At 60.4% G+C, this 22,752-nt stretch carries 27 protein-coding genes and 1 pseudogene; 21 read left to right on the plus strand and 7 right to left on the minus strand.

Going from position 1 to position 22,752, the window contains the following annotated elements:
* Positions 1–37: 37 nt before the first annotated feature.
* From G6N82_RS06765 to G6N82_RS06790, 6 genes are all read left to right on the plus strand, one after another.
* Positions 38–1,594, plus strand: coding sequence for a recombinase family protein (locus tag G6N82_RS06765; protein WP_206520324.1), 1,557 nt, complete (start codon positions 38–40; stop codon positions 1,592–1,594).
* A gap of 674 nt (positions 1,595–2,268) precedes the next feature.
* Complete coding sequence (locus tag G6N82_RS06770; RefSeq protein ID WP_165194990.1) at positions 2,269–3,075, plus strand: hypothetical protein; 807 nt, start codon at positions 2,269–2,271, stop codon at positions 3,073–3,075.
* Positions 3,072–3,245 (plus strand): hypothetical protein, encoded by a 174-nt coding sequence (locus G6N82_RS06775; RefSeq protein ID WP_165194992.1) that lies wholly within the window; start codon positions 3,072–3,074, stop codon positions 3,243–3,245. Before G6N82_RS06770 ends, G6N82_RS06775 begins: the two co-directional genes overlap by 4 nt.
* A 148-nt stretch (positions 3,246–3,393) precedes the next feature.
* Entirely contained in the window at positions 3,394–3,720 is a 327-nt protein-coding gene (locus tag G6N82_RS06780) for a hypothetical protein (protein ID WP_165194994.1), read from the plus strand.
* A gap of 566 nt (positions 3,721–4,286) precedes the next feature.
* Positions 4,287–4,514 carry a hypothetical protein gene (locus G6N82_RS06785; protein ID WP_165194996.1) on the plus strand — a complete coding sequence of 76 codons (228 nt, stop codon included), beginning with the start codon at positions 4,287–4,289 and terminating at the stop codon, positions 4,512–4,514.
* A gap of 513 nt (positions 4,515–5,027) precedes the next feature.
* The gene (locus G6N82_RS06790; protein WP_165194998.1) at positions 5,028–5,573 is read left to right on the plus strand and encodes a recombinase family protein; all 546 of its coding nucleotides are present in this window, start codon (positions 5,028–5,030) and stop codon (positions 5,571–5,573) included.
* 873 nt (positions 5,574–6,446) lie between these two features.
* On the opposite strand, the gene G6N82_RS06800 is transcribed toward G6N82_RS06790, so the two are convergent.
* Positions 6,447–7,154: a thermonuclease family protein gene (locus tag G6N82_RS06800; RefSeq protein ID WP_346773757.1), complete on the minus strand. Its 708-nt coding sequence runs from the start codon at positions 7,152–7,154 to the stop codon at positions 6,447–6,449.
* A gap of 161 nt (positions 7,155–7,315) precedes the next feature.
* On the opposite strand from G6N82_RS06800, the gene G6N82_RS06805 reads away from it, so the two are divergent.
* From G6N82_RS06805 to G6N82_RS06830, 6 genes are all read left to right on the plus strand, one after another.
* Positions 7,316–7,666: a hypothetical protein gene (locus G6N82_RS06805; protein WP_165195002.1), complete on the plus strand. Its 351-nt coding sequence runs from the start codon at positions 7,316–7,318 to the stop codon at positions 7,664–7,666.
* 318 nt (positions 7,667–7,984) lie between these two features.
* The gene (locus G6N82_RS06810) at positions 7,985–8,659 is read left to right on the plus strand and encodes a recombinase family protein (RefSeq protein ID WP_165195004.1); all 675 of its coding nucleotides are present in this window, start codon (positions 7,985–7,987) and stop codon (positions 8,657–8,659) included.
* Between the two features lie 110 nt (positions 8,660–8,769).
* Complete coding sequence (locus G6N82_RS06815; protein WP_165195006.1) at positions 8,770–9,819, plus strand: hypothetical protein; 1,050 nt, start codon at positions 8,770–8,772, stop codon at positions 9,817–9,819.
* A gap of 100 nt (positions 9,820–9,919) precedes the next feature.
* The gene (vsr, locus tag G6N82_RS06820; RefSeq protein ID WP_165195008.1) at positions 9,920–10,345 is read left to right on the plus strand and encodes a DNA mismatch endonuclease Vsr; all 426 of its coding nucleotides are present in this window, start codon (positions 9,920–9,922) and stop codon (positions 10,343–10,345) included.
* Positions 10,346–10,350: 5 nt separating this feature from the next.
* The gene (locus G6N82_RS06825; protein ID WP_241255223.1) at positions 10,351–11,736 is read left to right on the plus strand and encodes a DNA cytosine methyltransferase; all 1,386 of its coding nucleotides are present in this window, start codon (positions 10,351–10,353) and stop codon (positions 11,734–11,736) included.
* Entirely contained in the window at positions 11,729–12,523 is a 795-nt protein-coding gene (locus G6N82_RS06830) for an endonuclease (RefSeq protein ID WP_165195010.1), read from the plus strand. The genes G6N82_RS06825 and G6N82_RS06830 overlap by 8 nt, the downstream gene beginning before the upstream one ends.
* A gap of 36 nt (positions 12,524–12,559) precedes the next feature.
* Here the strand turns inward: G6N82_RS06830 and G6N82_RS06835 are convergent, their stop codons facing one another.
* A complete protein-coding gene (locus G6N82_RS06835; protein WP_165195012.1) occupies positions 12,560–13,102 on the minus strand; it encodes a hypothetical protein in 543 nt (180 codons plus the stop codon).
* 79 nt (positions 13,103–13,181) lie between these two features.
* Here G6N82_RS06835 and G6N82_RS06840 point away from each other — a divergent pair, with 79 nt between their 5' ends.
* On the plus strand, positions 13,182–13,661 hold the full coding sequence (locus tag G6N82_RS06840; protein ID WP_165195014.1) for a hypothetical protein: 480 nt from the start codon (positions 13,182–13,184) through the stop codon (positions 13,659–13,661).
* A 499-nt stretch (positions 13,662–14,160) separates the two neighbouring features.
* On the opposite strand, the pseudogene G6N82_RS06850 reads toward G6N82_RS06840, so the two are convergent.
* Positions 14,161–14,805 (minus strand): annotated as a pseudogene (locus G6N82_RS06850) (magnesium chelatase domain-containing protein); the annotation flags it as partial.
* Between the two features lie 202 nt (positions 14,806–15,007).
* Here G6N82_RS06850 and rpmH point away from each other — a divergent pair.
* From rpmH to yihA, 5 genes are all read left to right on the plus strand, one after another.
* The gene (rpmH, locus tag G6N82_RS06855; protein WP_067678623.1) at positions 15,008–15,142 is read left to right on the plus strand and encodes a 50S ribosomal protein L34; all 135 of its coding nucleotides are present in this window, start codon (positions 15,008–15,010) and stop codon (positions 15,140–15,142) included.
* A gap of 129 nt (positions 15,143–15,271) precedes the next feature.
* Positions 15,272–15,664 (plus strand): ribonuclease P protein component, encoded by a 393-nt coding sequence (gene rnpA, locus G6N82_RS06860; protein ID WP_165195018.1) that lies wholly within the window; start codon positions 15,272–15,274, stop codon positions 15,662–15,664.
* Positions 15,661–15,870, plus strand: a complete 210-nt coding sequence (gene yidD / locus G6N82_RS06865) for a membrane protein insertion efficiency factor YidD (RefSeq protein WP_165195020.1) — start codon at positions 15,661–15,663, stop codon at positions 15,868–15,870. Before rnpA ends, yidD begins: the two co-directional genes overlap by 4 nt.
* Before the next feature lie 61 nt (positions 15,871–15,931).
* Positions 15,932–17,692 (plus strand): membrane protein insertase YidC, encoded by a 1,761-nt coding sequence (gene yidC, locus G6N82_RS06870; RefSeq protein WP_165195022.1) that lies wholly within the window; start codon positions 15,932–15,934, stop codon positions 17,690–17,692.
* A gap of 3 nt (positions 17,693–17,695) precedes the next feature.
* A complete protein-coding gene (yihA, locus tag G6N82_RS06875; RefSeq protein WP_165195024.1) occupies positions 17,696–18,361 on the plus strand; it encodes a ribosome biogenesis GTP-binding protein YihA/YsxC in 666 nt (221 codons plus the stop codon).
* A 16-nt stretch (positions 18,362–18,377) separates the two neighbouring features.
* On the opposite strand, the gene G6N82_RS06880 is transcribed toward yihA, so the two are convergent.
* Positions 18,378–18,929, minus strand: a complete 552-nt coding sequence (locus G6N82_RS06880; RefSeq protein ID WP_165195026.1) for a helix-turn-helix domain-containing protein — start codon at positions 18,927–18,929, stop codon at positions 18,378–18,380.
* Positions 18,930–19,096: 167 nt separating this feature from the next.
* Between G6N82_RS06880 and G6N82_RS06885 the strand changes: the two genes are divergently transcribed.
* Positions 19,097–19,441, plus strand: a complete 345-nt coding sequence (locus tag G6N82_RS06885) for a hypothetical protein (RefSeq protein WP_165195028.1) — start codon at positions 19,097–19,099, stop codon at positions 19,439–19,441.
* 95 nt (positions 19,442–19,536) lie between these two features.
* Here the strand turns inward: G6N82_RS06885 and G6N82_RS06890 are convergent, their stop codons facing one another.
* Together G6N82_RS06890 and ykgO are read right to left on the minus strand one after the other, a co-directional pair.
* Positions 19,537–20,148: an HAD family phosphatase gene (locus tag G6N82_RS06890; RefSeq protein ID WP_165195030.1), complete on the minus strand. Its 612-nt coding sequence runs from the start codon at positions 20,146–20,148 to the stop codon at positions 19,537–19,539.
* A gap of 99 nt (positions 20,149–20,247) precedes the next feature.
* Positions 20,248–20,373, minus strand: a complete 126-nt coding sequence (gene ykgO, locus G6N82_RS06895) for a type B 50S ribosomal protein L36 (protein WP_029941846.1) — start codon at positions 20,371–20,373, stop codon at positions 20,248–20,250.
* A gap of 212 nt (positions 20,374–20,585) precedes the next feature.
* Between ykgO and G6N82_RS06900 the strand changes: the two genes are divergently transcribed.
* Both G6N82_RS06900 and G6N82_RS06905 read left to right on the plus strand, forming a co-directional pair.
* Positions 20,586–21,203 carry a DUF4136 domain-containing protein gene (locus G6N82_RS06900; protein WP_165195032.1) on the plus strand — a complete coding sequence of 206 codons (618 nt, stop codon included), beginning with the start codon at positions 20,586–20,588 and terminating at the stop codon, positions 21,201–21,203.
* The gene (locus tag G6N82_RS06905; protein WP_165195034.1) at positions 21,200–22,330 is read left to right on the plus strand and encodes a M14-type cytosolic carboxypeptidase; all 1,131 of its coding nucleotides are present in this window, start codon (positions 21,200–21,202) and stop codon (positions 22,328–22,330) included. The genes G6N82_RS06900 and G6N82_RS06905 overlap by 4 nt, the downstream gene beginning before the upstream one ends.
* Here G6N82_RS06905 and G6N82_RS06910 read toward each other — a convergent pair.
* Positions 22,327–22,746 (minus strand): cytidine deaminase, encoded by a 420-nt coding sequence (locus G6N82_RS06910; protein ID WP_165195036.1) that lies wholly within the window; start codon positions 22,744–22,746, stop codon positions 22,327–22,329. The genes G6N82_RS06905 and G6N82_RS06910 overlap by 4 nt on opposite strands.
* Between the last annotated feature and the right edge of the window lie 6 nt (positions 22,747–22,752).

A 22,752-nucleotide genomic window follows, 5' to 3' on the forward strand; every position in this document is an offset into this window, starting at 1 on the left:
CGCACGTAGAGACCTACTTGATGAGAAGGGATTTGCGATGCAATGGAAGTGGATGGGCAAGGTCTACAGCTACACTCGATTTTCGACGCCGGAACAAGCAGCCGGGGACAGCTATCGACGGCAGACAGAGGCGGCAAGGAAGTGGGCAGCGGCCCGAGGGCTTGAGCTTGATGACCGCCTTTCCTTTGCGGATGAGGGAGTGTCGGCATATCGCGGACACAACGCGGACACCGACAACGGTCTTGGGGGCTTCCTGTTTGCCTGTCGGCAAGGGCTGGTGGAGCCAGACAGCTACCTCCTAGTGGAGAGCCTAGATCGAATAAGCCGCATGACTCCTCGCAAAGCGCAGTCAATCTTCAATGACATTGTGGACAGTGGAGTCACGATCGTCACCCTCAATGATGGGCAAGAATACACAGCCCAGAGGCTCGACAGCGAACCCATGGCACTCCTCATCGCCCTCATGGTCTCTTGGCGTGCTCACGAGGAAAGCAAGACGAAGGGCAAGCGGGTTGCCGAAGCGTGGGCTGCGAAGCGGGCGAGGGTCCGCAGTGGCGAGGACAAGCTCCTGACCCGCAGAGGTCCGGCTTGGCTGGAGTGGAGCGAGGACGGTTGGAAGCCAATCGAACAACACGCAGCCACCGTTGAGCGCGTCTACCGGATGACACTAGAGGGCATCGGGGAGCACACAATCGCCAAGACGCTCAATGAGGAAGGCGTCCCCGTGATGGCACGGGGGAAGGCGTGGCATCGATCCAGCGTGTCAAAGCTCCTGCGCAACCCCGCCGTCATCGGACAGCTAGTTCCTGGGCATATGGAGTTCGAAGGGAACGGGCGGAAGCGTAGGGTCATGGAAGAGCCGATAGCGGGGGTGTATCCAGCGGTCATCTCGGATGAGGACTGGTTGGCTGTACGGGCGTTGAAGGATGGCTCCACTGCAAGCCCACGGGGACGCGGAGCAAACCGCCCGCTTCAAAACGTCTTTGGAGGGCTGGCGCGCTGCCCTGATTGCGGGGCTGCAATGACCCGCGTCTTCAAGGGGAGGAAGAAGGGCGGGAAGCCAAAGCTGGTTTGCACGATGGCAAAGGCAGGCAAGGCGAAGCACTACAGGTCAGTCGATCAGGAGGAGGTCGAAGAAGGCTTCTTCCGCAACTGGCAGGGTCTGTTCGCCGATGTCCCAGCCGCCAGCGGTGACGCTCATCTTGATCGTGTTGTCGCTGACCTCCAAGGCACGATCAGCGCGAAGCAGGACCACTTGGAAGAGATCGAACGGGCGCTGGAGAAGCAAAGCGCTCACGCTGGTATCCGCGCCGCCCGACGCATCGAAGAGGAACTTCGCACCCTTCGGGAAGCCTTGCAGGACGCCGAAGAGCGCCGCGAGCTGTCAGACGCTGGCATGGTGGCGGTGCGGCTGGAGACGCTTCGAGACGCGATGGAGCCGGAAGAGGGCGAGCGGGAGGTGGCAAAGGTCAATGCCGCTCTTCGGAGCCTGTTTGATGGCGTAACCGTTGATCGACCCAACGGTCAGCTTCGCTTCGCTTGGAAGCAGGGCGGCGAGACGGGGATGATGATTGCATGGCCGGAGAACGCATAGGCCGCGAAGAAACTTCGCCCTGAATAACAATCGCGAGAGACCGCCTAAGGACTCACTGGAGCGCCGGGAGAGTCTGGTGGCCAAAAGGGCTTCTTCGAGTCCTGCGGCGCTCTGGCGGGCTTCTAGGGGCATGCCATTTAACCCACACCCTTGGAAGAGCGAACCCCCGGCCAGAGAGGATCAGGATTCACCTATAGGAGCTTCCATAGGCGATCCGAAGGAAGCCCCGAATGAGCCGCAAGGGGTCTCACTCCGCGCATCGTCCGCTTCAGTGGCAAAGACATGCTCCACATGATCGCTCTAGCCAAGCCGCCGCCCGTCTTGTCCATGATGGGCCGACGAAGGGGGTTCTGCCGAGCATTCGGAAGAAGGGCTGAAACCCGCAGAAATCCGGGCTTTTCTAAAAAACCCAGACCCTCGGAGAATGGACCCCCGGCCAGAGAGGATCAGGATTCACCTGTAGGGTAACCTCAGGTGCCCCCGCCGATCCCCAAGGGTTCCCATTCAGAGCCTCTGCAAGAGCAGTGATGCATCATGGACGGGGTCAATCCCCCTCAATCCACCCAACCTAATCCATCGGGACCCTGACAGGGAACCGAGGACCGCCTGCGTCTGCGATAGACGCAACCCAGCAACGCTAATGCACGGGACAGACCCGGCAGAAAGCACAACACATGACTGACAACACCACCCCCGCCTTCAGCGCTGACGATGATGGCCTGCGTGCCACCGTCACGCACTACGGAAGCCTCTCCGGCAAGTCCGAGGGCATCCCAGCCGAGCACCAGCCGTACGCCGAGCAAGTCCTGAAGATGGACTCGCTACGAGACGTCGCTGGCAATGTGGCCGATAACAGCGGGGTCGTTCCCACCCAGCTCAAGGTAGACAGCTTGCCGCACGAGATGCGCAGCGAGGTCTACCGCAAGCTCGAACTCCTGCCCAACATGCCGAAGGAAGAGCTTGCCAAGCACGAGAGCAAGCTGGTCGCTGAGGCCATCACCGCCAAGCGGGGATCGATCCGTAGCCTGACAGGCGTTCATCCAGACTCGCTCCCGTTCCACAAAGAGCAGGCCAACATCGCGATGCAGGTCCGCGACCTGTACCGGAAGCATGACGACTACCAGAGCCAGATGGACAAGGTGGTCGATGTGAAGAAGGCGGAAGACCCGGTAACGGGTGAGCTGGTCGCGGAGCCGGTCTATTGGCTGAGCGAGACGAAGCGCGCCAACTTCGCCAACGCCATCGCCGACATCGATCGACAAATCCGGCTCCTGATGGCCCCCGACGGCTCTTTCGGTCTCGAAGGGCGCAAGCGCATGGACAAGGCATTGGCCGAGTCCGCCGCCATCCTGCACAAGATCGCTACCCATCGGACGGAAGAGCGGGAAGCTCAGAAGCTCGCTGACGAGATCGTGAGCAAGGAGCGCATCCAGCGCCGCGCAGAAGTCCTCGCCAGCCAGAAGCGTAACAGCAGCTCATGACCCGTGGCCGTAAGCCCCGGCTGATTGCCGCGAAGCGTCACGATGACCTCCAGCCCTACATCGATCCCAACAGCCCCAGCTCTCCCGGGTACGCCGAGCGGCACCGCCGGAAGTCCTACGAGATCATGCCGGGGATGACGCGGATCGATATCGGTTGCGAAGGCGACTGACCACCACACCAACCAATCCAAGGAGACCAGTTCATGAACAGTGCGACCGCATACCACCAGCCGCACCTGCGGACCCCTGCCGCGCCCTTGTGGGACGACATCCAAGCCGCCCTGGCACTGGTCTCCGCAGCGAAAGCTACAACCCCGAATGAACACCCCCGCAGCCCGCAAGGGCCGCGAGCGCACCTGTAACCAGTGCGGAGCGGTCTACCGCTCACCCCGAACTTCGCTCTACTGCTCGACCCCTTGCCGGAAGAAGGCAGGGCGCGGCACGGCTCCCACAGGAGGCCCGAAGGCTAGCCCTTCGAGCTTCTCACCGATCACCAAGGCGCTCCACCTCACCGGCTACATTGGCCGCGTGGGTCCCCTGAGCGCCCGCGATCAGAGCCAGCCGGTCTACGCCCTCGTGGTCGATCCCAACGAAGCCTACGCCGAGCTGGCTTACCAGTTCGACCTCAAAGGCTGGGGGTCGTGAGCCGTGACGAGTTCGACACTGACCTCAGGGACAACGGCATCCATGGCTACAACACCCGCAGTCCCGAAGCGCTGGAGCGTAACCGATTCCGCGCTCGCCAACGGGAACGAATAGCCCGCGCTGCCTGACCCTCCTTAGCGTCCCGTCTTTGACACCTCAGCACCTACCCCTGCTTGGCGTAAAAGTCGGGACGCTAAGCACCCCTCAAACCCGCAGAAATGCGTGGGTTTGAGAAGCCACTTTCGGCGACCCTAGACCCCCAAAACAGCCCAAGGCTGAGAAAGAGGCAACATGCCTAGAAAGCGGATTCCTGTGCCCGTGCCAGAGCGCCACAAGTTCTGCCACAGCTGCCAGACCGTCCACCACGTCACCAAGTTCTACCGCAACCGGAGCCAGCCCGACGGGCTAACCTCGCAATGCCAAGAGTGCGCCAAAGCGTCGGGCAGAGCCTCGCGGGGCATCAACAAGCTCATCGAAGAAGTGAGCGCGGAGATGCAGGCCTACTTCGCCACCCGCAAACCGGAGCCATTCGAGCCGAGCTACCCGCCGATGTCGAGGGTGCACCCATGAGGCGCTTCCGGCACTACCGAGGGCTTAATGGCGAGACGATCCCGGTCGCAGAAGACACCATCGCCGCCACCGCGCTGCCCCACAGGCACGAGCCGTTCCCGTTCATGCGGGCAGCTCAGCGGGCAGGGAAGGAGCGTGACCAGCTCGCGTTCTGGAGCCAACACTTCCCGTGGATCGACGACACGCTCAAGCTCCCCTCCGTGCGCCGCATGCTGGTGCGCTGAGGGCCGTTAGTTTTGGTGCAAAAATCCGAAGCCCCATAAACGCTAACGAGCGCGGCGGTTCCCCCCCGTAGGGGGTTCTGCCCCCACACTAACCCGCCGTGCTCCTTCGGTTTCCCTTGGAATATTCGAGAGGGATTGCCGGGGCGCGGCGGGCCGTGTGCCTTTGACGGGGCGGGGTCAGTTGCGGGTCGGCCTGCCCAGCAGCTTCTCCAGCCTTTCATGGACAGCAGCCGCTACCGTGCCCGTCATCTTCTCTTCGCTCATGTAGTCCTCCATTGGTCGAGAGCCACACGCCTATCCCATCCGCAGGGACCGAAATATCGACCATGTGGAACCGGCGGGCTGTTTGAGTCCAAGCGGCTCCGTTTTGCGGTGAAGCGAGAGAGTGTCCGAATGGGGTGTACCTCCAGCGAGCGCTCGTATCGGACAGTGTTTTTGTCCGAATAGGGTTTACTTGTGATTTACCGGACACTACCTGCTCAGGTTCTAGACCCTAATCGTACAGGAGCCATCATGGCACAGACTATCGGATACGCCCGCGTCAGCACTGAAGATCAAGACTGCAGCATTCAGGAAGAAGCCCTCCGCAAGGCCGGGGCTGACGTTGTCCGTTCGGAGAAGAAGAGCGGCACCAGCACCAAAGGCCGCACTGAGCTGGAGACCGTGCTGGACTTCCTGCGGGAAGGCGACACGCTCCTAGTGACCCGCATAGATCGCCTAGCGCGCTCCGTCGGGGACCTTGAGGGGATCGTGGGGCAGCTGAAAACGAAGAGGGCGCACCTTAAGGCCACAGAGCAGCCTATCGACACCTCTACGCCAGCGGGGCGAGCATTCCTCCAGATGCTTGGCGTGTTCGCAGAGTTCGAAACGGCTATCCGCCGCGAGCGCCAGATGGAAGGCATCGCCAAGGCGAAGGCGCGGGGCGTGTACAAGGGCCGCAAGCCGTCAGTGCCCGTAGAGCGGGTGCAGGAGCTGAAGGCCGGTGGTATGGGGGCCAGCGCGATTGCGAAGGAGCTGGGGATCGCTCGCAGCAGTGTCTATGAGGCCCTGAAGGGGTGAGGCCGTGGGAGAGCGGGCACGGTTCCCCGATGCCCTGCTTTTTTCCATTTTGCCGCCAGGGCAACGCGAACCAATTAGGGCCTGACCAACTCTACGGCCACGTCGGCAATGGCCCTTACAGTCTCCTTGTCCGCCGCCAACGGTGCTCCAAATGACAGGGCAAGGGAGATGGCAATCCACTTTACGCAAGCCGCAACGTCTACGTGAACTGTAACGACGGCACGCTCTTTCCGCTGGGGAACGCGAGTAGGTTTCGGAGCCTTTGCAGCCTCGCCTGTCTTCCTCGCAAGAAGCCCCATCCTAGTCGTCCCCGAACGATTCGGTCCCATGAACCGAATGTGCGAGAGGCGTATCGCGGGCCAACCTCCTTGCAAGCGGGCTGAAGTCGAAAACCCTACGCCCATTATCGAGATAGCTGCGCGTCATTAGCCCGAGCTTTTCCATCTTTCGCGTCGCACGTTGGACCGTTCGCTTATCCACTCCCATGCGAGCAGCTACAGTGGTCGAGCGAGGATAGACGACTGATGACGGCTCCCACCAATGTGCCAGAAGATTGATAAGCACGAGCATTTCAGTGGGGGTCAGCCCGTACTTCGATTGCAACCTTAATAGCGTCATCGGGACGGCCACAAATCCGGACGAGGGGCCAACTGCACCCTGCCACTTCGCGGCAACTGTGTTTGGTTCGCTATCGCTCACTTCGCTTGCATCGATAGGGGCGTTCGGTGGGTCTTGAAGCATTCTGATGACATAGGGTATCTAATTCCATATTGAAATGGCGTCTATTCAATGGGTGACATCAGTGTCGTAAAAATGTGACCCCTTGACCGTTGCTGTGGTCAAATGGCTCAGGATTGGAAACCCGGTTCGAGGCTAGCGTGGCCGGTACGGCTCACACGCAATGCCATCGCCGTCCGCGTCTAATTGCGGTCGATACCCCGGCGAACCCCTGCGAAGCGGCGCGGCCCCCGCAGCTCTCGCGGCGGCACAGTTGCGATAGTATGCGGCCCCCGACTGACTCTGCCGTGGGCTGACTTCGCGGGCTGTCCTTGATGCATCGCGGTAGTCATCACGGGGCCTTGAAGGGGGCGGAAGGAGAAGCTGGGGATTCGCGGCGCGATAGTCAGAAGGCATTTGGAACTCGCCACCCCATATCCCCACACCCCGCGTTCTGGCCTGCTCCACCACCCCGACATACCGGTCGCTGTATTGTGGAAGGGCGACAGCATAACCAGCGTTGGCCATCCGTTGGCTCAGGTCCACACCGTTGGCAGTGCAGGTAGCAACTACCCGCCCATAACTGTCCACGTCCCTCTGCTGACACTGGACGGCCTTACCAGCGACTAGGCTTGAGAGAAGCTGACCAGCGTCGGCACCACAGGCCCAGGTGGCCCCATTGCGGGTGCACTGCTGAGAGCTTTCGACGGCGTCGATCCCATGGAGTCTGATGTGAGAATCGCCTAGCAGAAGCGTGTCGCCGTCGATTGCCTGAGCCTGCCCGAAGATGATCTGCGAATAGGCAGGGGCCGCGCCAAAGAGCAAGGCTGCGGCCAAGCTGGTAGCGAACATTCGAAGCATCATGCCTAACTCCTTCGAATCCCCCGCCGTCCTGTGTAGCGCCTACTAAGCTCTGTCAGCAACTCCGCTTCGAACTCGGCAAGCTCTGGCACGTGTCTTGAAGTTTTTACGTTGAGGACGATTGCTCGCTACCTATATCTGGGCGGTCTAGTTGGAGAACACCGGTGCCAAGCAAAGCGTACTACATCTCGCCCATCGATTTCGGTTGGGAGTTCCTACCGTCAGTTCATGACTTTGCCGCGCGGCTGGCACAGGATGATCTCGACATCAGGCTGGGCCGCACGCTCTACGGGCAACCCCGGCTAGACCGCTTCCTTGCTGATTTCGAACAGGCGAAAGAACTCGCTACGCAGGTTGGATGGGAAGGCGATTTTCGCGGAGACCCGTGCGTGTTCTGCATCCCCATCGAAAATGAAATCGTCTATGGCTTTGTTTGGAAACAGGAAAACAACGGCGACACCTTGGTGGTTACGCCGACGCCTTTGCCTTGGTTGAACGAGTTGGTGCTCACCTAACTTGATCGTGCCATTCCAGCGGTGTTCTGTGGTGGAATAGGCCTCGTTTGTTTTGCTGCAAAAATCCGTACCGGGAATCGAGGGTAAGCGAAAGCCCCGTTCCCTCAAGGGGTACCCCCAGCTTCCCGCCAGTGACCCGGGGGACATCCCTTGTCTTCTGTAAAGCGAGGGCCGCCCCGTGGCCGAACTATGGCGCGGGATTGACGGGCGGGGGCTGAACCGCCGCCCATTATCCAGCCCCTGTTCGATCAAGTCTCTGATCCACTGCTCCAATCGGCCTAACGCACGTTACGCCGTTTGGAACAGTTAGGTTCATCGATGAAAGCCGTTGCCTACTACCGTGTCTCCACCGCCACCCAAGCCTGCTCTGGGCTGCAGCTTGAGGCCCAGAGGGCAGCCGTTGCCAATCTTTGCGCGCACCGGGGTCTAGAGATCATCGCCGAGTTCACCGAGGTGGAGAGCGGCAGGCGCAATGACCGGCCCGAACTCAATGATGCTTTGCGCCGCGCCAAGCTTACCGGGGCCACCCTGGTGGTCGCCAAGCTCGACCGCTTGTCTCGCTCGGTGGCGTTACTGTCCACGCTGCAGGACAGCGGGGCCAAGTTTATTGCAGCCAATATGTCCGAGGCCAACGAGCTCACAGTCCACATCCTCGCAGCTGTGGCGCAAGCGGAACGCAAGGCAATCTCCACGCGCACCAAGGAGGCCCTCAGGGCAGCCAAGGCGCGGGGGGTGAAGCTCGGCAGCCCGAATGGGGCAGCGCCGCTCAAAAGGGCTGGCAAGGGCAACGCGGGAGCCATCGAGGCAGTCAAGCAAGAAGCTCAGAGCCGCGCTCACGAGCTCGCAGACGAGATTGCGGCAGTGCGGGCAGCCGGGGCCCAGAGCCTCAGAGAGATAGCTCAGAGTTTGAATGAGCGGCACATTGAGGCACCGAGGGGAGGCAGCTGGCACCCTTCGGGGGTCAAGCGGGTGCTGGAGCGACTGCCGCTATAGTTGCAAGGGCTCACTAGCCTGCGATGAGCTCAGGGCATTGATTCACCATGTGTTTCTGATGCGGCAATAATGTACGCTCGAAACCCCACCGATCCGCACGGAAGATTTTCATGGCATTAGTACGGGACGCAAAGACGCTGTCGAACAAGGCCATCGCCTCGATGCGGATCGCAATGAGCACGTTCAACAGCTATGACGATGACGGAAGGGTATGCTCCGTTCTCCTGCACCTGCAGCATGCTTGTGAGATGCTCCTCAAAGCAGTGCTGGTTCAGAATGGTGAGAAAGTGTTCGATCCCGGCGACGGACGCAGCATCGGCTTTGACCGCGCTTTGCACCGGTGTCGGCAGGATTACGATCTCAGCGAAGCTGAAGCGGGCACGATGCGCGTCATAGACGCACTACGAGATGCCGAGCAGCACTGGTTCACAATTGTCGATGAAGACTTTTTCTACCTGAACACCCGGGCGCTGGTGACCGTTTTCGATGCCTATCTTAAACGAGCTTTAGAGATCGATTTGTCGTCACACATACCCTCTCGGGTTTTGCCAGTCTCCACTAAGCCGCCCGGAGACTTCGATTTTCTCGTGGACCGGGAGTACGCCCTGATCGCGGACCTCCTTACGCCGGGGCGTAGGAAGAGAGATGAAGCAAGAGCGCGGATAAGGGCTTTGCTTGCGATGGAAGGACTCGTTAGCGATGAGGTTCAGATCTCGCAGCGAGACATCAATCGTATTGAGAAGGCCATAAGGGCAGGAAACGACCTAGCCGCTGTCTTTCCGAGACTAAACACGATTGCGAGTTCGATTGAAGGCGACGGCCCGTCAATCAAGGTCCACTTCACAAAAAAGCAGGGCGCACCCGTTCAGTTTGTTGCAGGTGACGATCCCGTTGGCGCAGCTGCGGTGCGAGAGGTCGACTTGCAGCGAAAGTTTTATCTTCGCGCCACCGACCTTGCAAAGGCCGTCGGGCTGAGTGTTCCGAAGGCGGCTGCTCTAAGGGCACATCTTGGGATCGACGGGGACCCGGATTGTCACCACGTCTTTTCCTTCGGTAAATCGAAACATCATTGCTTCTCCGACAATGCACGAAACAGGATGCGTCAGTGTCTTGATGATGGCGCTGACATCGAAGCGATTTGGGCCGCGCAGCGAGGCTAACTATCCTGGCAGTGAACGCTCAACGCTCAGCAATGAGGAAGACCAAGGGAATAACGTAACTGCGCGCCGACAGCGGTAGTTGTGGTTCGTAAGACGCGACATGGCAGACACGCGGACACCCTCTCAGCGCCGACGCATCATGCAGTCGGTGAAAACGAAAGACACCGGTCCTGAGATGGCCGTTCGTCGCCTGTTGCACAGGGAAGGTTTCCGCTATCGCTTGCATCATCAAGGACTGCCAGGGCGGCCAGATATAGTCTTTCCCGGGCGGAGGAAGGTCATCTTCGTGCACGGCTGTTTTTGGCACGGCCATGATTGTCGGTTAGGTCGCCCTCCGAAGTCGAAGCTCGAGTATTGGGGCCCAAAATTACTGTCCAACAAGGAGCGTGACCAGCGCATCCTAAGGGAACTCGCTGAGTCCGGCTGGGCAACGTTGACTGTATGGCAGTGCGAGATGGAAAATATGGCAGAGCTTCGAACTCGACTCATTCGATATCTTGAAGATGCTCCGGAAAAGGGAGGGTGAAGTGGTTGCGTGAACAAGGTTCGACGGACTATCGAGTGGTCGAAGGAGTAATACGAGTGCGGCCAATCGGAATCGATCTTTTCGCTGGTGCTGGCGGGCTGAGCCTTGGCTTTGAACAAGCGGGGTTCGATGTTGCTGCAGCCGTTGAGATTGATCCGATCCATTGCGCCGTCCACAAGTTCAATTTCCCCGAAACTGCAGTCATTCCGAAGTCTGTTGCTGAACTCTCAGGGGCGGATATTCGATTAGCTGCGGGGATTGGCGGGCGCCCTGTCGATTGCGTCTTCGGGGGGCCACCATGTCAGGGCTTCTCACTGATCGGTCACCGAACTTTGGATGACCCCCGGAATAACTTGGTCCTCGATTTTGTGCGGATTGTGAGCGAGCTTGATGCTCGCACCTTCGTTTTCGAGAATGTGAAGGGCCTCACGGTTGGCAAGCACAAGCGCTTTTTGGCCGAGGTCACCGAGGCTTTCGAAGCTGCCGGATACGAAGTTCGTCTTCCGTGGAAGGTGCTGAACGCAGCGCATTATGGCACACCGCAGCATCGTGAGCGCCTTATCCTAATCGGAGCGAAGAAAGGACTTCCACTTCCCGATTACCCAAAACCTTTTACCAGCCCAGCGGACGGACGAAAGCCGATAGATGGATGCAGCCTCGGCCCATCTTGTTTGGACGCTCTAGGTGACTTGCCCGACGCAAACCGATTCAAAGGCCTAGAGGAAGGCGACGCCGTCCAAACCTCCACCTTCGGAAAGCCGAGCGCCTATGCCGCAGAACTCCGCATGCTGACCAACGCAGCATGGCACAATGGCTATGTCAGAGATTGGGATCCCGGGTCGCTGACCTCGAGTGCCCGGACCCGGCACTCAGCTATTTCCCAGCGCCGGTTCAAAGAAACTGAGCCCGGCTCAGTCGAACCCATAAGCAGATTTTACAAGCTGTCACCATCGGGCCTCTCGAACACCCTCCGAGCAGGGACCGACGGGGCCCGTGGTGCGTTCACGAGCCCACGCCCCATCCATTACAAGTTTGATCGCTGCGTTACTGTACGGGAGATGGCGCGCCTCCATGGTTTCCCCGATTGGTTCCGTTTGCACTCCACCAAATGGCATGGCGCGAGGCAAATCGGAAACGCCGTTGCCCCACCCTTGGCCCGTGCCATCGCATCAAAGATAATCGAGACCTTGGGCACTGAGCTTGTGCCTCCCGCCCGCGTAATGAAGTTGGGTGACCCGTCGTTGCTTTATATGGATATGACAGCCGCGGCAGAGCACTTCGGTGTGCCTGCTCCCGTTTCGAAGCGAGATCGCAAAAGCGGTGCGACCAAGCGGAAACAGGAGGAGATCGAAGAAGAGCGCCTCGCTTTGCTAAGGGCCGCCAATGCCTGAAGCGTCAAGCCCCAGTCGCTACTCCCAGTTGGTCGAATCTATCTTCTTCGATCATTACGCCGAGGGCGTCACTGAGTTTGAGTTCAATCGTCGAGAACTGGAAACGAATGCTGAAGACCTAGGTATCAAGCTGCCGAGAAACTTGGGCGATGTCATCTACTCAATCCGGTACCGCACCGCGCTTCCCGCATCGGTCCTAGCTACCCAGCCCGATGGAAAGGCGTGGATCATTGAGGGGGCCGGTCGAGCGATCTACCGGTTCCGTTTGGTCAGTGCAAACCGGGTGACCCCGCGCACGGACCTAGTACGGACAGCCATACCTGATGCAACGCCAGAGATCATTCGAGCGTACGCACTGGACGACGAGCAAGCTCTGTTAGCAATCGTTCGCTACAACCGCTTGATCGATATATTCCTCGGCCTGACAACGTACAGCCTCCAGAACCACCTCAGAACAACAGTCACAGGTATCGGCCAGATTGAGATCGATGAGCTTTACGTTGGCTTAGACCGGCACGGCTGCCACTATGTGATCCCAGTCCAAGCGAAGGGCGGCAAGGACCAAATCGGGATCGTCCAGACGACCCAAGATATCAGGTGGGTGGAGCAAAAGTTTCCGGATATGCGTTGCCGCGCAATCGCGGCACAGTTCATGGACGGGGGTATCGTCGCTCTCTTTGAATTGACTCTGCAAGATGACGAAGTTCGCGTTGTTCAAGAGCGGCACTATCAGTTGGTACCGTCAGACCAGCTAGATCGTGCCGCTATCCGGAATTATCAGGATTGAGTTTGACTGCCTGACGCCTTGCTTTTTTCGTTCTCATCACTTTCCGGGTTCATAATCGAATGAGCCTTTCCCATCGTCTATGCGCCACTGCCTTAGAGCCTTACCATCACCGTAGAACTCTTTGCACCTGTCCTGATCCGCTTCGGGGTTTGGAAGCCGGGTGTATGTCACGTCTTCGCCTTCGAAGATCACCCTGACTTCGTAATAGTTACACGGGCCATCCGCTCCGGGTGCCACTAGGCTATCCGCTACCATTTCTCGATCATTCCACTGACGAACCGCTAGTGTGTCTGTTAACGGGAGACCCAGGTAGCCCGGAGAGACTTCGTTTATGCTGGTGAAGTCGCAGGCCATTCGTTCAGCCCGGCACACCATCGTGACCATGTTATTTACTGGTCGCTCAGACTCTTGAGGCTCGTCCCCCACGATACTACCCACAACAGAAATGTAGTCCGATGCTAAGTAGACGGATTTCGTGGGAAATCGGATTGGCTCTGAGCCCTCCTTGTCTAAGGCCCACAGGGCAGCTCCGCCGGTCATGATCACACCCAATGCCAGTCCTGTCTTAAATCCCGCCATTTCACTTTTCCCAACCTAGATGATTTGGTCGACCCCAGATGGCCCCTACTCTAAGTATCTGGCATGAAAGGGTGAGCATATGGAAGAGGCAGAAACAAACGCCAGTAGCCAGTGGGATGCGTTTTTTTCAGCCTACGGAAGAGCTGTTTTTGAGGCGCAGGAGTTGGAGCGCAACCTCGCGACAGCGATGAGCTTCTTCGAAGCGAGGAAGCGCGCTGTTCTCAAACGCCCGACCCCCAATGAAATAGACACACTGATGGACGAGCTGGACGGCGAGCCTATCGGGGAACTAATAAAGAGGTTGAACAGCTTTCACGTGCTTGATCCCTCAGACCTGCAGACACTAAATGAGGCCAATTCAGCCCGCCGAGTTCTCGTCCACCACATAGGTCTGATCCATGCAGAAAAGTTCTCTGCCTCAGACGTGGTGGGCTTGTGCCATGAGGTTGGGAAGCTAAGGGCGGCTGTCTTCCACGGACTATACCTTTCCGCGAGACTCGCTGAAACAGAGATCAATCGAATGAGCAGAGAAGCGAAATCACGTGCCAATGGGAACTAGTTACGGCGCACAAAGCTGATACACAAAAAAGAGGCTTTCAGCCCACAATGCTTTATTTTTCAACATTTTTGGAGAATTGGCATGGGTGACAGGAATCTGAGACAGCCCAATCCCAGTCTCCCTGTAGACTGAGAGAGGTTTTTACGACCCAATAATTAGAATATTGGAGGAAGTCTGCGCTTGCTCGTTGAACAAAGGTTCGCCAACAAGTGAGAATGTCGACAAGCAAAAAGGGCTGGTTTCGTCTCTGGGTAGCCTTCGCCGTTGTTTGGGCGGCTTTCAGCCTTTGGCGACACATCGTTCGGCTTGATGAATGTGAAGAGCAGTTCATAGCTGTCAAACTCAACAGCGCTGCCTTCAAGTCCTGCTTTGATGACTCGCTTGGATTGTTTGGCTTCTCAGCTATCGCTGTCCCCCTTGCGATCCCTTTGGCCTTTTTCGCGGCCCGGTGGGTTTGGCGAGGGTTCCAAGACAAGTAGGGTCTTTACGTTCTTACGTTGAGCAGGTTGTGTCCGCCGGCCGCGGCAATCTCCAATGCGCGCTTGGCAGTTTCCTGCCCTTTGACCTGCCTCAGGTCCGCAGCGGGAGGTGCCAGTTCCACCTCGCCGCGCGGCGGATCGGGCAAGCGCTGCGTGCCCTTCAAATGGTTAAGCAGGCTGACGAGATCGGGCGCGGCCAGCACCGGTACGCCGCTCGCCCATCTTGCTTCGGAGCCCTGGATCGCCGGGCAGATCAGCCCGCTTTCCGTTTCGCTGGCGTGCAAGGCCGCGAGCAGCACCCCGGGCGAGGCGACGATCCGCCCGTCGAGCGCCAGTTCGCCCACCGCAATCCAGTCACCCAGCTGCTCGGCATCGGTCACGCCCATGGCCGCGAGCAGCGCCAACGCAATCGGCAAATCGTAATGCGAACCATCCTTGGGCAGGTCGGCCGGGGAGAGGTTGATGGTGATCCGCTTGGGCGGAAGAGCCAGCCCCATCGCGGCAAGCGCCGATTGCACCCGCTCACGGCTCTCGCTCACCGCCTTGTCGGGCAGCCCGACAATGCCAAAGCGCGGCAATCCGGGCGCCACCTGGCATTGTACTTCAACACTTCTGGCTTCCAGTCCCAAATAGGCGACCGTTTTGACTAATGCGACCCCTGTTATTCCAGTGAGGAGTCGAATTAGTGGCTGGTTTTATTGGCATTGTCGAGGGACACTGTCGCCCGCACAAGCGGGCCGCTGTGCAGCGCAATATCTTGACTCGCACCCCGGCTTGGCTTAACGGCCCGCGCAGACGGCGGTCGCCTCTCGCAGGCGGCCCTTTTTGTTGGTGCCCAAGAAGCACCTTTTTGATTTCGAGGACGATATGAAGCGGACTTTCCAGCCCAGCAATCTTGTGCGAGCCCGCCGCCATGGTTTCTTTGCCCGCAAGGCAACCCCCGGTGGCCGCAAGGTCCTGCGCGCGCGTCGCAAGCGTGGCCGCAAGAACCTTTGTGCGTAATTTGATTTTCGCGACGCCCGTCCGGGCGCGCGATTTCCTCGCTCACGCGGCCTGACAGCCGCGTCGCTGCGGGCGGCCAGTCGGCCTTGCGGGCTCCCTAACGGGGGCCCGTTCGCGTATGTGCCAACCATGACCGAATCGATTTCCGTGATGCGTCGCCGCGCCGATTTTCTTGCAGCGAACCGGGGCCTGCGCGTGGCGTGCCCCGGTTTCGTGCTTTTGGCGCATCCCAATTCAGGGCACGGCAAGCGCTATGGCATCACGGTAACCAAGAAGGTCGGCAATGCCGTGGTGCGCAACCGGATCAAGCGCCGTTTCCGCGAATTGCTCCGCGCAGCGCTGCCGGCGCAAGGCCTGCCCGATAACGATCATGTGCTGATCGCGCGCGATGGCGCGATCGAACGCGATTTCGCCAGCATGCGAGAGGAGCTGAGCGCAGCGCTCGCCCGCGCCGCCGCCGGTAAGGGAGACCCGCCGCGCAGGCGCCCGCGCAAGGGCAACCGTCAGGGGCGCGGGGCATGAAGCATGTCCTGATCCTCATCGCGCGGCTGTGGCAATGGGGGCCAAGCCGGATACTGCCGCCGACCTGCCGCTATGCGCCATCTTGCAGCGAATATGCCGTCGAGGCGCTGGGCAAATATGGTGCGATCAAGGGTGGATGGATGGCAATTAAGCGGCTAATGCGCTGCCATCCGTGGGGCGGGCATGGCTATGATCCGGTGCCCTAGCAATCCATACTGTAATACCTAAATAATACACCATCGAGTTTCAGACGCACAGGATTTGATCTTGGACAACCAGCGCAATCTCCTGCTCGCCGTGGCACTTTCCGGGCTGCTTATCCTGGGTTGGGACATGGGGATGCGGTATTTCTATCCGGCGGCCTCGCTCAGCGCGCAGGCGGATACTGTCGCGACCAGCAGCGAAGCGCCGCCGCCCGCAGCGACGTCTGCGGCAATCGGCGACGGTGCTCCGGTCGCGGCACAGGCGCCGGTCGATCTCGATGCCGCGCTGGCCAGCCCCGAGCGGGTGCGGATCGATGCGCCGCGCGTCGAAGGCTCGATCAACCTGGTCGGTGCGCGGCTCGACGATATCGAGCTGAAGGACCACCGCGAGACGGTGAAGCAGGATTCGCGCCCGGTGCAGCTGTTCGCGCCGCAAGGCACGCCGGGACAGTATTTCGCCGAATTCGGCTTCCTCGCCAACGGCCAGCGCCTGCCTGACAATATCCGCTGGCAGGCGAGCGGCGACCTGCTGTCGCCGGCAACTCCGGTCACGCTGACACACCAGTCCGAGGACGGTCTCAGCTATTCGATCAAGCTGTCGATCGATGACAATTACATGATCGATGTGGTCCAGACGGTGGCCAACACTGGCGAAGGCGGTGCCGTGGTGCAGCCGTTCGGCCTGATCAACCGCACCTCGACCACTGCCAGCCCCAGCACCTTCAACGCCCATTCGGGCCCGATGGGCGCATTCGGCGAGACGGTCGAATATGGGCCTGATTATGACGACCTGGCCGATGAAGGCACGCACACGCCCGAAGGCGGCGCGCCGGACTGGTTCGGCTTCAGTGATATCTACTGGCTGTCTGCGCTCATTCCGGGCGACCAGCAGGACGCGACCCCCGGTTTCCGCTCGCTCGGCAACGACCTTTATCGTTCCGACCTGATCTATGCCCCGCAAACCGTTGCGCCGGGCGCCTCCATCACCCGCAGCACGCGGCTCTTCGCTGGCGCCAAAGAAAGCGTGGTGCTTGACCGGTATCGCGACACGCTCGGCATCGAGAATTTCGGCAAGGCGATCGACTGGGGCTGGTTCGAATGGTTCGTGAAGCCGATGGTCTGGCTGCTACGGACGCTCTACGAATTCGCCGGCAATTTCGGCGTCGCCATCATCCTGCTGACCGTGATCATCCGCGGAATCATGTTCCCGATCGCGCAAAAGCAGTTCGCCAGCATGGCCGCAATGAAGGCCGTCCAGCCCAAGATGAAGGCGATCCAGGAACGCTACAAGGACGACAAGCAGCGCCAGCAGCAGGAAATCATGAAGCTGTATAAGGACGAGAAGGTCAATCCGCTCGCCGGCTGCCTGCCGCTGCTGATCCAGATCCCGATCTTCTTCGCACTTTACAAGGCGCTGATCCTGGCGATCGAGATGCGCCACAAGCCTTTCGTGCTTTGGATCGAAGACCTTTCGGCGCCCGATCCGGCCAAGATCCTCAACCTGTTCGGCCTGCTGCCGTTCGATCCGCCGGGTTTCCTGGGCATCGGTATCCTGGCCGTGCTGCTGGGCATCACCATGTGGCTCACCTTCCGCCTCAATCCCACCGCGATGGATCCGGTGCAGCAGCAGATCTTTGCCTTCATGCCGTGGATCCTGATGTTCGTGATGGCACCGTTCGCGGCAGGCCTGCTGCTTTACTGGGTCACCTCGAACCTGCTGACGCTGGCACAGCAAAGCTATCTCTATTCCAAGCATCCGCAACTGCGGGCGCAAGCGGATAAGGACAAGGCGGACCAGGCGCTGGCGGAAAAGCGCAAGGGCTGATCCATGACGCCCGAGGAAGAGCAGGAGCAGGCCGCGCGCGAGGAAGCGGCGTCAAAGCTGTTCTCGGGCCGGGTCGATTTCCTGCTGTCCGCTCCGCAGCTGAAGTTCCTGCCTGAGCCGACCGTGCCCGAGATCGCCTTTTGCGGTCGTTCGAATGTCGGGAAGAGCTCGCTGCTGAACGCGCTGACCGGGCGCAGGGCGATCGCGCGCGCTTCGGTTACGCCGGGCCGCACGCAGGAACTGAACTTCTTCGAAGTGGGCGAGCCCACGCTGTTCCGCCTGGTCGACATGCCCGGCTACGGCTTTGCCAAGGCCCCGCCCAAGGTGGTCGAGAAGTGGAAGCAGCTGGTGCGCGACTATCTGCGCGGGCGGCCGGTACTGCACCGCACTCTGGTGCTGGTGGACAGCCGCCACGGGCTGAAACAGGTCGATCGCGACATGATGAAGATGCTGGACGAGGCCGCGGTCGGCTATCGCATCGTTCTGACCAAGGCGGACAAGGTCAAGGCTAGCGAGCTGGAAGCGACTGCGGCCAAAGTGGCCGAGGAAGCGCGCAAGCATGTCGCCGCCTTTCCCGTGCTGCACGTGACCAGCGCCGAGAAGGGCATGGGCATTGCGGCGCTCAGGGCCGCGGTGCTTGAGGACGCGCTGGGGACGGAAGGGTTCTAATCTGCGCGCTGGCCGTTCAGCCCGCGGCCCGCTTTTTCGCTTCCGCCAGATCCACCACGTCGCCGCGGCCGATCATGTCGCCCGGCGTAGCGCGCGAGCCATCGGCCCTGAGCCCCACGTTTTCACGCTTGGTCAGCCACAGGTCCTGGTGGCCAAGGATCCGGCCATCGTGCGACAGGATCGAGACCGGGCCGATCGGTAGCCGGTCAGCCTCGTCCACCAGCACCGGGTCCTCCACCACTTCGGCACCGTACTTCTGGCCCCACTGGCGCAGGGCGAGCATCGCGGGCAGCAGGTCGAAGCCTTTCTCGGTGAGGCGATATTCGATCTTGCGGCGATCATCGGCGCAAGGTTCGCGCTTCAAAATGCCATGCTCGACCAGTTTGGCGAGGCGATTCGAGAGAATGTTGCGCGCGATGCCTAATTCACTGAGGAACTCCTCGAAGTGATGCACCCCGTTGAAGCTGGCACGCAGGATCATGAAACTCCAGCGTTCGCCCATAACTTCAAGCGCTTGCGGAAGGCCGCATTCGATCAGGTCGCGCAGTGGTTCTCTCAGTTCGCCCATAGATCAGTCCTCTTGTTGCAACCTATCTAGCCTGTCTTTCGCGCCCTCGCAAAAATTTTCAGTTTTTAGTTGCAACCTGAAACCTAATCTAATAGGTGGTGATTCGCAACTGGTTTTGATTCGAAACCCGCTGTCCCGAAAATCAAGTTGAACAAAAGGATACGACCATGACTCTCTCCCTCTCCAGCACCGGTCGTCTGGGCGCCCTTGCACTGGCGCTCGCCTATACCGGCATCACCTTTGGCGCACTGACCGCGCCTGCGCCTGCTTTCGCTGCCTCGAGCGGCCCCTATTATGTCGCCGAACTCGCCGCCCCCGCCAAGGAAGCCCGCACTGTCGCCGCCGGCGTGGCATGGTTCTGCGAAGGCACCACTTGCAAGGCAGCCAAGGGCAACTCGCGCCCGCTTCGCCTGTGCCGTGGCATCGCTCGTGAATTCGGCGAAGTAACGAGCTTCAAGACGCAGGGTGAAGCCCTGGCCGAAGACGAGCTGGCCAAGTGCAACGGCAAGTGAGCTGAACCCCATCTCCCGCCGGATCCTTCTCCAGGTCCGGCCATCCCCAAGGCCCCCTGCGTTCCCCAACGCCGGGGGCCTCCCTTTATCCGGGGTCAGATCAAGCCGCGCATGCGCAAATCGCGCTCAAGCGCAGTGGCATCGCCAAAATGATGTGCCTGCCAGCCAAGCTCGCGCGCGGAGGCAATGTTGGCCGCATTATCATCGATGAACAGCATCCGTTCTGCTGGAAAGCCAAAGCGGCTTTCGGCCAGCCGGAATATTGCCGGATCGGGCTTCACGAGCTTCTCCTGCCCCGAAACCACAATGTCGCGGAAATGGCCGAGTATCGGCTCGCTCGGAAAGAACTCGTCCCAGAACTCCGCCCCGAAGTTGGTGATCGCGAACAGCGGAACCTCGTTTGCAGCCAGCTGCCCGATCAGCTCCGCCGTGCCGGGCACCGGGCCCGGGATCGTGTCAAGAAAGCGATGGCGATAGGCATCGATCAGATGAGCGTAATCGGGAAAGAGCACTTTGCGTTCGGGCACCATTTCATCAAGCGGGCGCCCGGCATCATGCTGGAAATGCCATTCCTCGGTCACGACGTTGGCGCAGAACCAGTCCAGCTCTGCCGGATCGTCGATCAGCTGCGCGAAGAGGTGGCGCAGTTCCCATTGCACGATCACGCGCCCGACATCGAATACGACCGCTTCAACCTGCACTGACACTCTTTTCAGCTCCTCAAACAGCAACGGCCCGCGCTCCATGCGGAGGCGGGCCGGTTTGCTGCGTGACCGCCACAAAGGCGATCCGCCAAGCGGCGCAAATCAGCCCTGGCGGGCCTTGAAGCGACGGTTGGTCTTGTTGATCACATAGGTCCGGCCGCGACGGCGGATGACACGGCAATCGCGGTGACGGTCTTTCAGCGACTTGAGGCTGTTACGGATCTTCATGGCTCTATTTCCAAAAGTAAACGCGCCGGAGCTGCCCCCGACGCGGCAAAATCGAAGCGCGCCGTTAGCGCGGGAACAGATTCGGGTCAAGCTGCAAGCGGCCGGGAATCTTAACCGCAGGGTCACATTCTGCCTGAAATAGAGATAGGACGGCGATGCCGCACTGGCAATGCGCCAACGCCGCGGCTAGAGCCGGGGCAAGGAAACCGATCATGACCCTTTCACGCATATCCCTGTTCGCATTGGCAGCAGCGGCACTCGCCGGTTGCGCTTCCACCCCGGCGCCGAGCCCGGTCGAGGTCACCCGCTTTCATAACGCGGCGGCGCTCGCCACCGCCGATCGCGGCACCGTGTTCGTCGCCAGCGCGCCCGGCAACGAGCAGGATTCGCTCGCACTTGGGCCTTACAAGGCTGCCGTCGCGGCCGAACTGGGCCGACTTGGCTTCGCCGAAGCTGGTGGCGACAGCGCCCGCCTGATCGCGCAAGTGAAGCTGGAGCGCTTTACCATTGGCGGCGAAGATAAGCGCCGCGGCCCGGTAAGCGTGGGCATGGGCGGATCGACCGGCTCCTATGGTTCCGGTGTGGGCCTCGGCATCGGCATCAACCTGGGTGGTGGCGGATCGAGCGAGAGGCTCGGCACCGAGCTCAGCGTGATGCTGCGCGATCGCGCCACCAATGAAGCGGTGTGGGAAGGCCGGGCTCAATTCACCGTTTCGCCCAAATCTGAACTCGCGCAGCCCTCGCGCAACGCCCAGGTCATCGCCGAAGCGCTGTTCCGTGATTTCCCCGGCAACAATGGCGAGACCGTGGAAGTAGAGGTTTCCGAGTGAACGACATCGCAATCGACGCCAATTTCGACAGTGGCAATATCGAAGTCCTGTCGGTTGACGGCAACACCGCCACGCTGGCGATCCGCAAGGACCACATGAGCGAATTCGCGCAATGGTTCCATTTCCGCGTGACCTGCGCGGCGGGAACCGAGCTTGAGCTCAAGATTACCGGCCTCAACCAATCGGCCTATCCCGGCGGCTGGCCTAGCTATGATGCCTGCGTCTCCGAAGACCGCGAATATTGGGCGCGCGCCGCCAGCAGCTTTGACAAGGACGAAGCCGATGGCACGCTGACGATCCGCTATACCCCGGCCAGCAATATCGCCTTCTTCGCCTATTTCGCCCCCTATTCGATGGAGCGGCACCACGATCTCGTCGCCGAGGCAGCCGCGAGCGAAGGGGTGGACCTGCTCCGTCTGGGCACCACGCTCGACGGCCAGCCGGTCGACTGCCTCGAACTGGGCGACGGCGAGACACAGGTCTGGATTACCGCCCGCCAGCACCCGGGCGAAACACAGGCCGAATGGTGGATCGAAGGCGCGCTGGAATGCCTGACCGATACCACGGACCCGGTCGCGCGCGCGCTGCGGGCACGCTGCCGCTTCCACATCGTGCCCAATTGCAATCCTGACGGATCGCGCCGCGGGCATCTGCGGACCAATGCGGTGGGGACCAACCTCAACCGCGAATGGGACAATCCGAGCGCGGACAAATCGCCCGAAGTCTTGGCGATCCTCAGCCATATGGACACGACCGGGTGTGATTTCGCGATCGACGTGCATGGCGACGAAGCGATCCCGGCGGTATTCCTGGCCGGGTTTGACGGCATCCCTTCGTGGACCGAGGAACTGGGCGCCAGCTATGACCGCTATCAGGCGATCCTTGACCGGCGCACGCCCGATTTCCAGACCAAGCTGGGCTATCCCAAGGCCGCCAAGGGCAAGGCCAATCTGTCCATGTGCACCAACCAGCTGGCAGAACGCTTCGGCGCGACCGCCATGACGCTGGAAATGCCCTACAAGGATCTGGCCGATGCGCCCGAGCCCGAGCAGGGTTGGAGCCCGGAGCGCTGCAAGCTGCTGGCGCGCGACTGCCTCGCCGCGCTGCTTGAGTGGCTCGACAGCTAGCTGTCGAGACTCGCCGGGCCAAAGGCGCGGGGAAGCAGCGCAGATAGCGTGGTTTGCACTACCTCGTCTTCGCCCGCGCACCATACCACCGGATCGGTGCCGCCGAGTTCCGCAAGTTCGTTGAGCACCTGGCGGCAACGGCCGCAGGGAGTGATGGGCGCAGCTGTGTCGCCGATCACGGCCACTTCTTCCAGCCCGCCACGGTGCCCGTCATCCATCGCCTTCGCCACAGCAACAGTCTCGGCACACAGCGCCAAACCGTAGCTGGCATTCTCGATATTGGTGCCGGTCACCACGGTTCCATCGGCAAAACGCAGCGCCGCGCCCACGCGAAAGTTTGAATAGGGTGAATAGGAAGTGTCGAGCGCGCGCCGCGCGGCGGCGATCAGGCTGTCCCGGTTATTGTCTTCGCTCATTGCGCT

The organism is Altererythrobacter sp. BO-6, from assembly GCF_011047315.1.
Taxonomy (GTDB): domain Bacteria; phylum Pseudomonadota; class Alphaproteobacteria; order Sphingomonadales; family Sphingomonadaceae; genus Erythrobacter.

Excerpts from the sequence above, each read along its gene's own strand:
- G6N82_RS06765 (WP_206520324.1), top strand. The coding sequence starts at position 38 with ATGCAATGGAAGTGGATGGGCAAGGTCTACAGCTACACTCGATTTTCG.
- G6N82_RS06770 (WP_165194990.1), top strand. The coding sequence starts at position 2,269 with ATGACTGACAACACCACCCCCGCCTTCAGCGCTGACGATGATGGCCTG.
- G6N82_RS06775 (WP_165194992.1), top strand. The coding sequence starts at position 3,072 with ATGACCCGTGGCCGTAAGCCCCGGCTGATTGCCGCGAAGCGTCACGAT.
- G6N82_RS06780 (WP_165194994.1), top strand. The coding sequence starts at position 3,394 with ATGAACACCCCCGCAGCCCGCAAGGGCCGCGAGCGCACCTGTAACCAG.
- G6N82_RS06785 (WP_165194996.1), top strand. The coding sequence starts at position 4,287 with ATGAGGCGCTTCCGGCACTACCGAGGGCTTAATGGCGAGACGATCCCG.
- G6N82_RS06790 (WP_165194998.1), top strand. The coding sequence starts at position 5,028 with ATGGCACAGACTATCGGATACGCCCGCGTCAGCACTGAAGATCAAGAC.
- G6N82_RS06800 (WP_346773757.1), bottom strand. The coding sequence starts at position 7,154 with ATGATGCTTCGAATGTTCGCTACCAGCTTGGCCGCAGCCTTGCTCTTT.
- G6N82_RS06810 (WP_165195004.1), top strand. The coding sequence starts at position 7,985 with ATGAAAGCCGTTGCCTACTACCGTGTCTCCACCGCCACCCAAGCCTGC.
- G6N82_RS06815 (WP_165195006.1), top strand. The coding sequence starts at position 8,770 with ATGGCATTAGTACGGGACGCAAAGACGCTGTCGAACAAGGCCATCGCC.
- vsr (WP_165195008.1), top strand. The coding sequence starts at position 9,920 with ATGGCAGACACGCGGACACCCTCTCAGCGCCGACGCATCATGCAGTCG.
- G6N82_RS06830 (WP_165195010.1), top strand. The coding sequence starts at position 11,729 with ATGCCTGAAGCGTCAAGCCCCAGTCGCTACTCCCAGTTGGTCGAATCT.
- G6N82_RS06835 (WP_165195012.1), bottom strand. The coding sequence starts at position 13,102 with ATGGCGGGATTTAAGACAGGACTGGCATTGGGTGTGATCATGACCGGC.
- G6N82_RS06840 (WP_165195014.1), top strand. The coding sequence starts at position 13,182 with ATGGAAGAGGCAGAAACAAACGCCAGTAGCCAGTGGGATGCGTTTTTT.
- rpmH (WP_067678623.1), top strand. The coding sequence starts at position 15,008 with ATGAAGCGGACTTTCCAGCCCAGCAATCTTGTGCGAGCCCGCCGCCAT.
- rnpA (WP_165195018.1), top strand. The coding sequence starts at position 15,272 with ATGACCGAATCGATTTCCGTGATGCGTCGCCGCGCCGATTTTCTTGCA.
- yidD (WP_165195020.1), top strand. The coding sequence starts at position 15,661 with ATGAAGCATGTCCTGATCCTCATCGCGCGGCTGTGGCAATGGGGGCCA.
- yihA (WP_165195024.1), top strand. The coding sequence starts at position 17,696 with ATGACGCCCGAGGAAGAGCAGGAGCAGGCCGCGCGCGAGGAAGCGGCG.
- G6N82_RS06880 (WP_165195026.1), bottom strand. The coding sequence starts at position 18,929 with ATGGGCGAACTGAGAGAACCACTGCGCGACCTGATCGAATGCGGCCTT.
- G6N82_RS06885 (WP_165195028.1), top strand. The coding sequence starts at position 19,097 with ATGACTCTCTCCCTCTCCAGCACCGGTCGTCTGGGCGCCCTTGCACTG.
- ykgO (WP_029941846.1), bottom strand. The coding sequence starts at position 20,373 with ATGAAGATCCGTAACAGCCTCAAGTCGCTGAAAGACCGTCACCGCGAT.
- G6N82_RS06900 (WP_165195032.1), top strand. The coding sequence starts at position 20,586 with ATGACCCTTTCACGCATATCCCTGTTCGCATTGGCAGCAGCGGCACTC.
- G6N82_RS06910 (WP_165195036.1), bottom strand. The coding sequence starts at position 22,746 with ATGAGCGAAGACAATAACCGGGACAGCCTGATCGCCGCCGCGCGGCGC.